The following is a 14,102-nucleotide window of genomic DNA, read 5'->3' as shown; positions in this document are numbered from 1 at the left end:
CTATCTTTATAATTCTTACTTAACAGGTATGAATTATAACTGAAACTGTTCGCTTTTGCAATTTTCTAAAATGAATGAAATACGTGAAAACGAATCATATAAACGCATTTACTAGTTATAAAATTTTTATAAATCCTATTAAACTTCAATCGTATGTGAATAAATGGTCAACATGTTATCATAGTCATGAATACTAATAAATGAATATACATTGACTACATTATTGAGAGCAAAATTTGATACCAATAATTAGGCTAAAGGAGATTATTATTTATGACAAAACAGGACTTATCTTTATCTGTATTTACGAAGGAAAACTTTAAAAACCTTCGCCATACATCTTCAAATTTCAGAAATTCAATGTATGACGAATTAGAAGTTAACAAAAGTCGTTTCAAAAACTGTAATTTTAACGAAGGCATTTTCAAAAATATTAAAGCCATTTCTAATACTAAATTCATTACATGTGGATTTAACAATTGCATCTTTGAAAGCGTCCATTTTTATAAAGATTTATACAAAGATTCAACCTTTGTAAATACATCATTTGATGAAACAGTTCTTAATAATCTTACATTTCAAGATATATTATTCGAAGACAACCTCGCTCGCAACGTCAAAATGACAGATACAGTGTTTAAGAACATTAAATTTACAAATATTGAAGTCGACAATGCCACTTTTGAAAATGTAAAATTTAAAAATTGTGCATTTGACAATGTAGCTATAAGAAACGCTTCAATGCCTCAAAAACTTATAGACGAATTACAAAAACAACGAGTTGAATTAGATAACGTACACCCTTCAAAATAACTTGTACATCCAACTCATTATGATATTCTCTTAACTTAATGCATTACTTAATTATGTTTATATCTAGAAGGCAACGGGGTAATTAATAGAGTAATATCAAGATGACGAAGGAGAACCTAATATGAATGTCACAGGTCATTATGAAGAATTCGATAAGAGCAATTTAACTAAAGAAGATTTAATTTCATTTGATGAAATTAAACAAGATATTGAGAAACTGAAACAAAGTGAGAATAAAAAATCAGACGAGAATGTGAAGTTAGAACAAAAGATCAAAAATAGTTTAAGTGACTGGAAAGATTATCTAAAAGATGAATTCCGCCCAGATAACCAGCCTGAAAAAGAACGTTTATCCAACATTAACGATAAAGTAAAGAGCGACTTAGACGTGGCATTTAACTATAAAGATGGCGCTAAAGTGATGAGTTTATTGGAGCCCGCATACCAACGTGGCAAACGTGATTTACCTTATGGTAGAGCACTCATCATTTACAGTGATGATGATATCGTTGATAATGCTAAAAATTTCTTTGATTCCAGTGACGAAAATGAAAAATTAGCACATTTTATCCTAGATAAAAATATTGAGTTAAGCGAAGAAATTATGTCAGATGATTTCGTAGAATTACTCAAATTAGATAAAGAATATCTTGATGCTTACTTTAACTAAAAAACAAGCTCTAAGACGATTTCTCAAATGAGAAAAAAGTCTTAGAGCTATTATTTTTGGCGTTTAAATTTTTTGCATCTAAACTTTATATTAATTGAACGATAAATACTAATATAATCACTACTGGCATTACAAATTTAATAAGATAATACCAAGGTAAAAATAATTTGAACTTGTCTTTGCCAAAGTTTTCTTTCAACAGCTTTTTATCTAATAACTGACCAACAACTAATGTTGTTCCTAAAGCGCCTAAAGGCATGAGAATGTTTGAAACGATAAAATCCATGTTATCAAAAATCGTACCTGCCCCAAATTTCACACCACTTAAACTACTAAATGAAAGTGTCGCCGGTATGCTAATGACAAATACTAATAAGCTCCCTATTAAGGCAACAGGTTTACGTTTACGGTTATCATTTTTAGTAAAGTTTGAAACATTTAACTCTAATAATGAAATGGAAGATGTTAATGCTGCAAATAAGAACAATACTAAAAAGATGAAGTAAAAAATTGCCCCAAAATGCATTTGGCTAAAAACTAAAGGTAAAACTTTAAATAGTAACCCTGGACCCTCTTGAGGTTGATAACCGAAAGTTTTTAAAGCAGGAAAAATTGCTAAACCTGCTAGCACAGAAACTAAAATATTCATTATAACAATTGAAACTGCTGAAGATTTAATCGTCATTTCTTTAGGGGCATAACTCGCGTAAGTAATCATACCAGTTGTACCTAGAGATAAAGTAAAGAAAGACTGTCCTAAGGCAAATAAAATACCTTGCATTGAGATGTCGTGTAATCTCGGTTGTAAAATATAGCGCGCGCCCTCTAGCGCACCGTCTAAAGTTAAAGATTTAGCCACTATAATTAATAAAAATATAAATAATAGAGGCATCATAATCTTTGATGCTTTCTCTAAACCTTTTTCAACACCGAGCATCACAATAATCATTGTTAAAAAGATAAAAATTCCTTGCCCTAGTACTGTGAGCCAAGGATTGCTAATAATTTCTTCAAATTTAATATCAGTTAAGGAAATGGATTTAAAAGAAAGTGCTTGTAAAATCACATTGCCCATATAAATAATAATCCAACCACCGATAACACTATAAAAACCAAATAATATAAATACAGCTAAATTCCCATTCCATCCAATAAGATTTAGCCATTTTTTACCAGTTAATTTACTGTAAATTTGGGTCGTGTATGTGCGCCCCATTTTCCCTACAGTAAATTCCATAATTAATAACGGAAGCCCTACAAATATTGTGAAAATCAAAAACATAAATAAGAATGCGCCACCGCCATATATTCCAGCCATGTACGGGAATTTCCACATTGCACCTAATCCAATTGCAGAACCTGCGCTAGCTAGGATAAAACCGGTAGATGTCTTCCACTGTGATTGATTACTCACATTACCAACTCCCTTTAAAGCGCTAAAGTGTTTTTATACTTAAATCCCACTTTATCATGAGTTGATTTTAAGTGCAATGTGCCTATAGATTGTCAGAATAATTAGATTTAATTATTTTTAAATGTTTGTAAGACTTCCATATTTCGAAATCATTTTATTCATCGTTCAATCCATAAACTATATTTTGACCTTCAGAGACTTCTTCGATATCTAAACTTTCAATGTGATCTACATTAATATAATGAACAACATCTTTTTTAATAAAAAGGTATGGTAATTCATCAAATTCATCTATAATACGTCGCACACATGTGTCGTAATCGGGGCCATTTTCAAAAGTTTTAAATTCAGTATATGTTTTACCTGAAATAGTTGTATAAGTGAGTAAAAAAGTACGTTTCATAAGCTTCATCTCCTCTAAAAATGATAAATTTAATTATTTATTGTTTAAAAAACTGAACAATTTCATGTTCTAACTCATCTCGTCCTTTACCATGTGTCATGAGATGACCACATTGCGCAAAGGAATTCAATTCTTTATTGCTACTACCTATATGATCATAAATAAATTGTGCGCTTAGGGCATACGCCTCATCATCCTGCTCACCATACATCATCTTACTTGGCACTTTAACGTCTTCAAGATGTATCATGATATCATCAATAACTTGTTGAAATAGTTCGATTTGATGATTGTAGTCGTGAATCGTATTCATTTGTTTAAGTTGTTCTTCATCATCAAAGTTTAAAATTTGATTCATTCTTTGTCCGTATTTTTCAATTCTTTTAGCAATGCCACTTTCACCTTTTTTATGTGGTGCAGACATGACAGCGATACGCTCTAAATCAAATTGTTCGGCCAATCTAAGAGTGAATAAACCTCCTAAAGAAACACCTGTTGCGCTGATATGTTGGTAACCTTCATTTTCTAGGAAATGGTAAGCATCTTTAACTTCATTCCACCAATCATCAATATCATATTGTGTAAATTGATCTAAGGGCAAACCATGCCCCGGATAATTAGGAACATAACACGTGAAACCTTGCGAATTTAACGTGGTTGCTAGATGCTTCACATCGCGCACAGTACCTGTAAATGAATGTAACAAGAGTATCGCTTGATGACGATCTCCTTTCAAATAAATTGATTGAGGTGCTTTAATCTTCACTTCTGTATTTCACTCCTACTTAAATTGCTATTTTTTTTAAAATAAGACCCCCTTCACTAAGAAGGCAGTCTCAAAACCTTCAACTCATTCTGAGCATTGCGTACCGGACAATTTTGTAATTAAAATTGACTACTCAATCCAAGCAGGATGATGTTGTCTGATTTCTTTTGCGACTTGCATACCTTGTTCATATCCAGCATGCCCGATATCAATTATATTGTCAGGACTATAAATATTCTCTCCAATAGCATTTTGACTTTCGCTATTAGGCGTGATGGTTATGACGCTACTATTTTCAGCTAACACTTTCGCATCATCTTTCACACTAGGGAGATTACCGTAGCCATCAGCTAATGGCGCTATAATCATAATGTTCTTGAAATCTTTGGCAATCATTGCATTTGCTGGTGACGTCATTCCTCCATCAATCCAATCTTGCTCGAGTACACGAATGTGTGGCCATAAACCTGGAACAGCTCCACTAGCTCCAACCGCTTCTTCTAATGCAATGTGACTTTGTTCATTAAATGTAGCAAGTTGACCTGATTTAGCATTAATCGCAGTAATAATTAGATTATCTGTCCACTCTACATTACCTAAGCGCTGTCTAATGGCATGCATACGTTTATCGAGAGGTAATTTAGAAGGGTGTGTATAGATGATATCACCTAGCATCTGTCCTACTTTGACAGGATCATCTTTACCAACGACAAATGCATTTTGCCAGAGGCGATATAAATCTGAACTCATCGCACCACGATCATCCGAACTAATTTGTGATGGTAATTCTAAATAATATGATTTCATATCCTCTTGATTCGCTAATACAGCACCTATAAATGAACCAGCTGAAGTGCCTATAATTGCATCTGCTGTAGATACATCAATATTGCTATCATTTAAACCTGCTAGCACGCCAGCTTCCCATGCCATACCAGTAATACCACCGCCACCTAGTACCAGTGCTTTATCATTTTCCATATTATCCAATCTCCTTAAATCACTTTAATTTTTATCGTTTCTCCATAAAGTAAATAAAGGATAAGCCATTATAAAGAGTAATACCCATAATACAGCTAAACTCACGCCACCAATGACATCTGAAAAGTAATGTGCGTGAAAATACATTCTACAGAACAAAATGCTTATCCATAACATTGTTGAGATTGTAGCTACAAGTATTTGAGCAATTTTTCCTTTTAACATCGGAATAACTACAATCACGATGATAATAAAGAATAAGGTACTCGCATTTGAGTGACCACTAGGGAAGGACAAGCCTGAATCAATGTTTAAATGACTCAACGGGCGTTGTCTTCCCACGGTTTGTTTAATCAAATAATTTATCCACGTACCTGTCGTCATTACTAACAATACCCAAACTGCTTGAGATTTATTTTTAAAAATAAATAGTAGTACAACGAGGATGAGCGTCAATTTCAGTATTGCACTTACATCACCAATGGTTGCACAAAACGTCATATAGCAATTAAATAGGCCGTCGTTATATATCCTCTGCGGGTTACCAAAATAGTGTGTAAACCATTCTAAAGAGGACATATCTATCATTTTCAGAAAATGACTATGCGTCAAAACGCCACTCATCATAAAACTAAAAATAATAAATGCGATAATAAATAATGGAATTGTTATTTTTGCAGAACCTAATTTTTCATACTCCATATTAACACCTGTTTCTCTACGTTGTGTCAGAAGAGGATTAACTTCTTATTCACGCTTTAAACGCACTTCATATCACTTGTTAAAATCACACTATTGTCTAACAAAATCATGCGCCTTAAGCTACACTTTATCAATCAATTTACTCTAACAATTATTTATCGTCTCCCATTCTACACCAAATTCAAATGATTTCCTTTTTCAAACTGTCCCTCGAATCAAATTAACCACCAGACACTCATTTAACAATAAAATTTCATACATATCGCATATATTTTAATGTATAATGTAGCTTATATCTATGACACACACTGATGTCGACATAAGGAGGACGGACTTTGAAAGATAGGAGAATACTCATTTATATTGCCCTCATCATCACACTTATCCGATTTTTCATACCTTTCCATCCTAATTTTGATACTTTACTATTATGGTTATTTATTCTGTATATTATACCTATCCTTTTATGTGTATTTGCATTCAAATCTGAAAAGTTAATAGCCACGATGGTCATTATTCCTAATTTAATGGGCGTGTGTTATCGCTTAATTGTATATTTCAATTATTTACTCCATCTATAATAAAAACAGTACTACCCCATGGATAGCACTGTCATCTTTAACTTATTGGTTCATTCTTTTTTCAAAATTATCTTCTAACTTAAAGACAATCACACGTTCACCAGTTACGGTACTTAAATCACTATGAAAGCTCACAACTTTTAACCCTATTAAATCATAAATAATATTATTTAAATCTTCTTGGCCTGATTCAACAAGTTCAGAACGTGTGCGTTTGATATTTAACAAACCTTCATTTGTCTTACATACACGATATTCTGCTGGCGTTAATATACCTTGCAAATTGATAATGACCATATCACGCAAAATATCCGTCTTTACAGATAACGAACCTCTTCCTAGAAAGTCTTTTTCCCACTGCGTAATGGCTTTACTGATTTCGGCTTCATAAATACCTTTAGTCTTTTTCATACCTAGACTGCTCCTATTTCTTGATTATCTATAGTTTAACATTATTCTAGATATTTCCGAAATCTACTTATTTTAGGTGATCATTTTTTTGCATTTTCGATGAACGACGCTAGAATTACCAATCTTTCCAGCTGTTATGCTCATCGATACTTGCAAGTCTTACCCAATGATGATCTACTTTCTGACGGAAATGACTATTTTCATTGAGCAAACGTTGAATGTGTGAATCAGGCGCTTGAATAACAACGAGTAGTCGTATGGGTGAATGGTACATGTCATTATCACCAGCCATTACAGATTGCCAAGGCAACCCATACATTAAATCACTAGAGTTTCCTTGCATCACACCAACGCCTGATGTAACAGATTGCGTAGTTTTATTCCCACTTCCATAAAAATGAGGTGCAACAGTTGATGCATAATATTGTAAGTTTATCCACTGTGCAACTAATGCAGGGCCTGAAATGATCGTATTTAATATTTGGCCATCGTTATCTTTAGACCAATCATAATTGTGTAGAAACGCACGCCCTTCTAAATCACTATTTTCAGTAATTTCTCGCTTACCAATAATGAATTCTGCATTTTTAGCTAATCCCCATTCAGGGCGTATCTCACTCCAATCACTCGCATAGCGACGGGCTTCTCCAACAGGGTCTTTATGATGGCGATCTATACTTGGCAAATGAGCTAATCGTTCTAAGTTTGCTTTATAGCTTACTTTTGGCATTGCTGCCTTCAATTCATCAAATGCATGCTGTGCAGCCTCGGTTAATTCCGGCACATAAATATACTCTAGATCGTCAACTGATGTTTTGTGTTCAGCAGCAATAAAGACCGTTTCATCAGGAATTTGAATACCCTCTTGAGCTAAACCTTCTCTTACGGATGGCATATTGCACATCGTAGCTAATAATTTTGCATTGAATCCACTTGAAGCCCCTCCGCAAGCACCGCATTCTAAAGTTGCATGATACGGATTATTATGTGATTCACTTCCGTGACCTCCTAAAACGACAAGCGGTGCAAAATCTTTCGTTAAATCCATCAATTGTAGTGCATTTTTGGAGAACTGAATTTGTTCTTCTGACGTAAATCCAACAGGTAATTCAGAATATTGTCCATGTTCTCGTTCAATTGTTAATTTTGCTTCAGGTTTGCGAAGCCATCTTTTCGTAAAACGATTGACAAATTGATACGCTTTTTTCGGTAAAATTGTATTAGCGATCGTACTAATACTTAAGAATGGTCCACTTAATTCAGGTAATAATAAACTTGGTAACACATTATGCTTCATAAGTTTAAACGTGTAAAACATCGATGTAACCGAACGTTGTTGTTGGTTATACATATTTAACTCGTGGCGTTCAGCGTATTCTTTAATTTTATAAGCAGGTTCTACCATAACTGGTAAAGAATTATGCGTAAATTGCTCATCAAGTGCTTCTTTCTGAATCGGTAATCCAAAGAACCCAGCAATTCCTATTGTTTCGAAAGGACCTTCACTTTCTAAATGACGTCTAAAAGGTTCAGAGCGTACATCAATACAAAATGCTAGTTGAACTTGTGTTGATTGCTTATCATTGGCTTCAGATGATGAATCATAAATTTTTTCAACTAATTCGCGTTCATGCGTTTCTTCCCATGCTTCAAGCCACAGTTTTTGAAAATATGCTGAGTTAAACGTTTGAACTAATTTTAAATAATCATGTTGTTTTGACTCAGGTAAGTCTAACCATTCATCAACTGTCATTTGACTATTCAATAACAACGAACGGAGTAACTCTAAGCCCTTTTTAATATGAAAAGGTTGGGCCGAAGTCGTATCAAATTGACTGTTAAGGAGCAATGCCTCCATAGACAATCTAATAGCAACATAATCGGTAAGTAAATTTTTTTCATGTTCATTTTTCTCTGAACGATAGTACATCATCCCCGCCCAACCAGGAAGTGATAATAAATGACTTTCTATATACGCTTGCTGATTTTCTTCATTAATTGCTAGCTGTTTAAATGCTTGGTGTATCGCTTCATTCGCATTGTGTGGTAATCCTTTAATTTTTTGACGTTGTTCCTTCTTAAACATTGGATCATATTGGGCCAAGTGTAACCATGCAGTATAAAAACCTTTATCACGTAGAGGCATCGTCCAACTTGATTGAAAACCATCAATATATAATTTTGACCATTTAATCATATGTGCATCCAAAATATCGATAAGTGTCTCACCATGTACGTTTAGACGGTCGGCACTCTTCGCTCTCACAATCTTTGTAGTTTCAAATTCTTTGAAATTGTGTTTTACCCATTTCTCTAATTTTGCATGATCTTCTTCAGAGAAATCATCTTCGCTCATATATGGCACACTTTTAGCATTATTGATATATGAAAGTATTTCATTTTCAGAAAGCGAACTGTCATACGTATCTAACTCTCTCTTTAAAATGTCATCAAATACTTCAGTATCAATTTCCCCTTTATCAATTGCTGCTTGAATAGAAGCATGATTGGGATAGATATCAATATCTCTGACATCTTTTAACCACAGTGCAACCTGATCAAATGTACGATCCTCGAGACCTTCCCACGGGTTACGAGCTGCAAAAATTGAAATTGGTGATAAGGGGGTAATGACACGTTTGGCACGTGATACTATTTCATTCATATCTTGTTGATGTTGAGTCATAACCTTTCTCTCCCTTTACAAATATTTTTTCAAATAAGTTGGATGACTTTCAATAGACTGCGCTTTGGCTTCACCTAGTTTAACAAGCCATAAATACAATATTGCGAATGCTTTAGAATCTCTTTGTCGAGCAACCCAAATGCTGAGGATACTTCCTAAGACAAGGATGATAATACTAATAATGATGCTTATCACAGGTGGGTGTGCAATATGCATATAAACGGTATTTAAAGTATTATAGAAATAATGGTGAGTAATAATATACACGATCGCAACAATAACAATCATCATGACGCCGACAACTCTACCTATTAAACCTCGACTAAATGCTACCATTTGGTTCCATGACACCATAAGGGACCAAGCTAATATTAAGGCACTGATAATTTCATACGGGCTGCGGTCGCTATTTAACCAAAATGCTACAGCAATCACGATCGCTAATAGACGACCTAACACGACCCAACTATACGAACGCTTGGCACTCGGTGGAGTTGGGATATTAAAGCGTTTCACTACAGAACCTGACTGTAAGAATAATGTAGCTTTAAAAACCCCATGTAAAATCAAATGTATAATAGCCGCTGAATAAACACCTAACGCACATTGAACAAGCATGAAGCCCATTTGGCTCATCGTAGAACCTACAAGCTGTCGTTTGTAATCAACATGTACCAAACTGATTCCTGAACCTAATAATACTGAAACACTAGCGATAATAAGCAAAATTGTAATCGCGAATGAATTGTCAAAAACAGGCGAAAAACGCGTTAAAATAATTCCTCCAGCATTAACTATTCCAGCATGCATAATTGCCGAAACTGGTGTAGGCGCCGCTACAGATTCAATTAACCAGCTTTGAAATGGAAATTGAGCTGCAGGAACAATTACTGCTATGACAATAAGAATATCAATAAAGAATTTCATCCCACTATTAATAGTATTGTCGTAAGATGAAGCGATATTGATGTGCCAATCTCCAGTACTAACGAATAATAAGACAACTGCAACTAGTAATGCGAACCATCCTAATGCAAAAGATTTTCCAGAAACTTTAGCTGCTTCATACGGAATTTTCCATGAACGATTCACACGAATGAGTAATGTTAAAGATAACAGCGTTGCTCCCCAGAACAGAACCATTAATCTTAAATCACCACTCAACCACGCTACAGATGCAAATGATGTAATCAACGTAAATAATGGAAAATATTTGCGATAGTTACGATCACCTATTAAATAACGAGCTGAGAACTTTTGAATAATAAATCCTAAAACTAGAATAAAACTTCCCATCAACCACGCAAGATGATCTAAGGTAAACGGACCGATTTGTTCTCTATCTTTAACAGTAAGCAAACCTATGATGCCAATAATTATTGGTAAAAAAACAAGATATAAATGTATGTTTATGTATTTAATTGGTACTGATTGGTTTAAAAATAACAATCCACTCAGTATAGCAATGACAAGTGTTATAAAAAATATTGTTAAAACGATACTCATACTTAACATTGCACGTCCCCCACTTTAAAAATTTATTTCCTTATTTAATCAAATTTCACAACAAAAAGCCTACAATAGCAAAATCCTTCCATTATCCTTTCTAAAATAATGTAAAAGAATTTATAACTACTGTAGGCTTCAATTCAACTCAAGTATGTATAGATAACTCATCCACAAGTTATCTTTTATTTTCTTTATTTAAATAAGCTGCCTATATATTGTTTGTAGCAAAGCAAGAACTCTTTCTTCTCCATCAATTAAGATATAAAATCTAAAATTGCTAAAGTAAGACTTAGTTGTTACTTTTGCGCATATTAACACAAATATACTTCAAATAGTGTCACAAGTCAATTAATTACGTACATTCATCCCTCTTTCATCTACCTAAAATAAGGTTAAACTAGGAAAAGACATCATTGCTATAAACGTGAATATTAAGGTTTTGTAAAGGTTTACAAAGATTCTCTACAATTAGGAAGTATTGTGTGTGATTAACTGCCCTAAAAATTTCACTTAGGACATTGAATATACGAGTTAGGAACTTTTTCTCTACCCAAAGTATTATCTCGTTACAATAAAGATATCAAATAAGCAAAGGAGGTAATTTTAATGAGTGATATCATCAATCAAATCGTTAAAGTACTCAAAGGCTTAATTGACAAACTTACAAAAAAATAAGTTTATTGATTCATCTAAAGCTATTACTTATGGCTTATGAGTAGTCAATAAAAATTCTCTAACATACACCGATACGAAGGGAGGCCACTAAACATGGGTATCGTTACAACAATCATCGAAATCGTTAAAACTATCGTAGACTTAGTTAAAAAATTCAAAAAATAGTTCATACTAATACTTCAACCACTATCCCTACGGATGGTGGTTTTTTTATAACTTATTATCCTTGTATGCATTGATGCATCTATCCACACAAACAAACTCTCGCGCCATTTCTTTTGAATATTTATATTAAAGCTAAAAATAACTATTGTAATAAACATATGTATACATATAATAGTATGTATAGCATACAATTTGCTAATTCAATTGTAATGCTACGAACATAAAACGACATCGAAAGGAACGACAATATATGAAAAGACTCTCAATATTAAATATTTTATCCATTATTTTTACACTACTTAGTGTTTTTATTTGCTATACAACAATGTTTACTAATTTATATAACGAAAGTGGCTTTAGTTTTTGGTATTTCCCAGGTGCAACTTTCTTTGTGATATCTATTATTATTAACATCATAGGAATGTTTAAAGCCAACCAACCATTAAACGTCACTTTATTCTTAATTAACTTTTTCGTACTACTCATTTTCACTACGCCATTCGCTATAGCTTAATTTTAATAATAGTTGAATTGACAATTTAAATGAAAGAGTTCAGAAGATAAATTCTTATAATGTTTATACCAATTAAGACAGTTTCTAGACTAATGATTTATAGAAGAAAAAGTCGGGGAGGTATTATAGATGAATTCTTCTAAGTATTTCGATCATTTAGTTGTTTTTACAGCAGGAATAGGAATGTTTTTATCCACTCTCGATAGTGGAATTATCAATGTAGCATTACCCACTTTATCAAAATCTTTTAATGTTGATATTTCTTTTATTACTTGGAGTGTTACGCTGTATACTTTGTTATTAACAGGTACAATTATAATATTTGGGAGATTAAGCGATAAATACAGTCGCTTAAATATTTATATCTTCGGATTAACTATTTTTTTAATTGCTTCTATTTTATGCGGATTTTCAAATGATATTATACAATTAATCGTATTTCGGGGTTTACAAGGCATAGGTGCAGCAATGTTACAAGGAACTGCTACAGCTATTATTACTACGACTATTCCTGAAAATAGACAAGGACCGGCATTGGGAACTTTAAGTATTCTATTAGGGATAGGTCCAGTTTTGGGGCCAAGTATCGGAGGTCTTTTAATATCTATAGGGAATTGGAGATGGATATTTTGGATTAATATTCCCATTATACTTATAGGTTTAATAGGCTGTTTACTTTTAAAAAAGTATATTACAGAGCAAAAAAGTACGTCTATTCATTTAGATATACGTGGAAATTTATTATTATTTTTATCTATATTTTGTTTACTGATAAGTTTAACCTCTTGGTCTTATCACTCAATTTTTAATATCTCAGTATATGGAAATTTTTTAATCTTTATTGTTGCTTTTTGCTTATTTATGATATGGGAATTAAAAACGAATCATCCTATCATCGATTTACGTTTATTCAAAAATGTGTCTTTTTCGTCTCCTATATTTGCGATATTTGTTTTTGGAGGTACAACATCTTTAGGTTTTATAATTCCTCCATATATTTTAGAAAAAATTAATCATCTTTCATCTTGGCAAATAGGATTAGTAAATTTAACCTCTCCTTTAGGATTAGTACTTATTTCAAAAATAACTGGAAAATTAATTTCTCGCATTGGCAATATTATATTAATGACTATAGGATTAATTATTATGATTGTTGCATATACCAACTTAGGATTATTACAATATATATTAAATCCGATAACAATAAGTCTATTGTTATTACTATATGGTATAGGCGGAGGTTTTTTCCTACCTTCTAATACTTCAGCAATAATGAAAACTGTATCACAAGATATGCAAGGTACAGTTGGAGCAACTCAAAGAATGGTTCAAAATATCGGCATTGCTTTTTATACAGCAGTCACTTCATTATTTATTAGTAATTCATCAAATTCAGGTCAACTCGTAGAAGGAGCAAGTCATGCATGGCTATTCGCATCACTCACACTCTTTTTAGCACTATCACCTTTTTTATTAAAATTATTAAAGAGGAAATCTGAATCTAAATAATATATCCAACACCCATAAGAGTTAATACTTTTAATTTTTATTAGATTCTATAATAAATTAAACTGATGAGCAAAATACTCATCAGTTTTTTCAATATTTTTGAATATAAAAGGGCACAATTAACTTAATAATTATAAGTGACGAAACCAATAAGAAGGAAAGTAATGCGCCTTTGTCTAGTTTCACACTATTAACACTTGGAATCAAAGATAAGAATTTACATTTTGAGAATAGATTTTTTGATTTGAATTCGCTTGTTACGAGTTTATTTTCTTAACTTAGTAAAATTTACGTATTCAATAT

Annotated in this window: 15 protein-coding genes; 7 read left to right on the top strand and 8 right to left on the bottom strand. The window is 32.8% G+C overall.

Features of this window, described 5'->3' with window-relative positions; genetic code table 11:
* The first annotated feature begins 273 nt into the window (after positions 1–273).
* Positions 274–813, top strand: coding sequence for a pentapeptide repeat-containing protein (locus HMPREF2580_RS04680; RefSeq protein ID WP_070830720.1), 540 nt, complete (start codon positions 274–276; stop codon positions 811–813).
* A 121-nt stretch (positions 814–934) separates the two neighbouring features.
* On the top strand, positions 935–1,483 hold the full coding sequence (locus tag HMPREF2580_RS04675; RefSeq protein WP_070830718.1) for a hypothetical protein: 549 nt from the start codon (positions 935–937) through the stop codon (positions 1,481–1,483).
* Between the two features lie 85 nt (positions 1,484–1,568).
* Here HMPREF2580_RS04675 and HMPREF2580_RS04670 read toward each other — a convergent pair whose 3' ends face one another.
* From HMPREF2580_RS04670 to HMPREF2580_RS04650, 5 genes are all read right to left on the bottom strand, one after another.
* The gene (locus tag HMPREF2580_RS04670; RefSeq protein WP_070830716.1) at positions 1,569–2,897 is read right to left on the bottom strand and encodes a sodium-dependent transporter; all 1,329 of its coding nucleotides are present in this window, start codon (positions 2,895–2,897) and stop codon (positions 1,569–1,571) included.
* Positions 2,898–3,051: 154 nt separating this feature from the next.
* Positions 3,052–3,300, bottom strand: coding sequence for a hypothetical protein (locus HMPREF2580_RS04665; protein WP_070830714.1), 249 nt, complete (start codon positions 3,298–3,300; stop codon positions 3,052–3,054).
* A 37-nt stretch (positions 3,301–3,337) separates the two neighbouring features.
* A complete protein-coding gene (locus tag HMPREF2580_RS04660) occupies positions 3,338–4,066 on the bottom strand; it encodes an alpha/beta hydrolase (RefSeq protein WP_070830712.1) in 729 nt (242 codons plus the stop codon).
* 129 nt (positions 4,067–4,195) lie between these two features.
* Entirely contained in the window at positions 4,196–5,047 is an 852-nt protein-coding gene (locus HMPREF2580_RS04655) for a patatin-like phospholipase family protein (protein ID WP_070830710.1), read from the bottom strand.
* A 24-nt stretch (positions 5,048–5,071) separates the two neighbouring features.
* Positions 5,072–5,749, bottom strand: a complete 678-nt coding sequence (locus tag HMPREF2580_RS04650; protein WP_070830708.1) for a phosphatase PAP2 family protein — start codon at positions 5,747–5,749, stop codon at positions 5,072–5,074.
* A 335-nt stretch (positions 5,750–6,084) separates the two neighbouring features.
* Here HMPREF2580_RS04650 and HMPREF2580_RS11990 point away from each other — a divergent pair, with 335 nt between their 5' ends.
* Positions 6,085–6,330: a hypothetical protein gene (locus HMPREF2580_RS11990; protein ID WP_080981431.1), complete on the top strand. Its 246-nt coding sequence runs from the start codon at positions 6,085–6,087 to the stop codon at positions 6,328–6,330.
* A 42-nt stretch (positions 6,331–6,372) separates the two neighbouring features.
* On the opposite strand, the gene HMPREF2580_RS04645 is transcribed toward HMPREF2580_RS11990, so the two are convergent.
* The 3 genes from HMPREF2580_RS04645 to HMPREF2580_RS04635 form a co-directional block, all read right to left on the bottom strand.
* The gene (locus tag HMPREF2580_RS04645; RefSeq protein WP_002445221.1) at positions 6,373–6,741 is read right to left on the bottom strand and encodes a Na-translocating system protein MpsC family protein; all 369 of its coding nucleotides are present in this window, start codon (positions 6,739–6,741) and stop codon (positions 6,373–6,375) included.
* A gap of 115 nt (positions 6,742–6,856) precedes the next feature.
* Positions 6,857–9,427, bottom strand: a complete 2,571-nt coding sequence (locus HMPREF2580_RS04640) for a DUF2309 domain-containing protein (RefSeq protein ID WP_070830706.1) — start codon at positions 9,425–9,427, stop codon at positions 6,857–6,859.
* Between the two features lie 15 nt (positions 9,428–9,442).
* On the bottom strand, positions 9,443–10,942 hold the full coding sequence (locus HMPREF2580_RS04635) for an NADH dehydrogenase subunit 5 (protein ID WP_070830704.1): 1,500 nt from the start codon (positions 10,940–10,942) through the stop codon (positions 9,443–9,445).
* A 600-nt stretch (positions 10,943–11,542) separates the two neighbouring features.
* Here HMPREF2580_RS04635 and HMPREF2580_RS12530 point away from each other — a divergent pair.
* The 4 genes from HMPREF2580_RS12530 (at position 11,543) to HMPREF2580_RS04630 (ending at position 13,799) form a co-directional block, all read left to right on the top strand.
* On the top strand, positions 11,543–11,611 hold the full coding sequence (locus tag HMPREF2580_RS12530; protein WP_103213502.1) for an alpha-1/alpha-2 family phenol-soluble modulin: 69 nt from the start codon (positions 11,543–11,545) through the stop codon (positions 11,609–11,611).
* 93 nt (positions 11,612–11,704) lie between these two features.
* Positions 11,705–11,776, top strand: a complete 72-nt coding sequence (locus HMPREF2580_RS12525; RefSeq protein WP_095323428.1) for a PSM-delta family phenol-soluble modulin — start codon at positions 11,705–11,707, stop codon at positions 11,774–11,776.
* A gap of 250 nt (positions 11,777–12,026) precedes the next feature.
* On the top strand, positions 12,027–12,290 hold the full coding sequence (locus HMPREF2580_RS11985; RefSeq protein ID WP_083321664.1) for a hypothetical protein: 264 nt from the start codon (positions 12,027–12,029) through the stop codon (positions 12,288–12,290).
* A gap of 129 nt (positions 12,291–12,419) precedes the next feature.
* On the top strand, positions 12,420–13,799 hold the full coding sequence (locus HMPREF2580_RS04630) for an MFS transporter (protein WP_070830702.1): 1,380 nt from the start codon (positions 12,420–12,422) through the stop codon (positions 13,797–13,799).
* Positions 13,800–14,102: the final 303 nt, after the last annotated feature.

The organism is Staphylococcus sp. HMSC036D05 (assembly GCF_001836225.1).
In the GTDB taxonomy this organism is placed as follows: Bacteria; Bacillota; Bacilli; order Staphylococcales; family Staphylococcaceae; genus Staphylococcus; species Staphylococcus caprae.
Note: the sequence above shows the minus strand (reverse complement) of the source record. Positions and strands in the feature narration are given on the sequence as shown.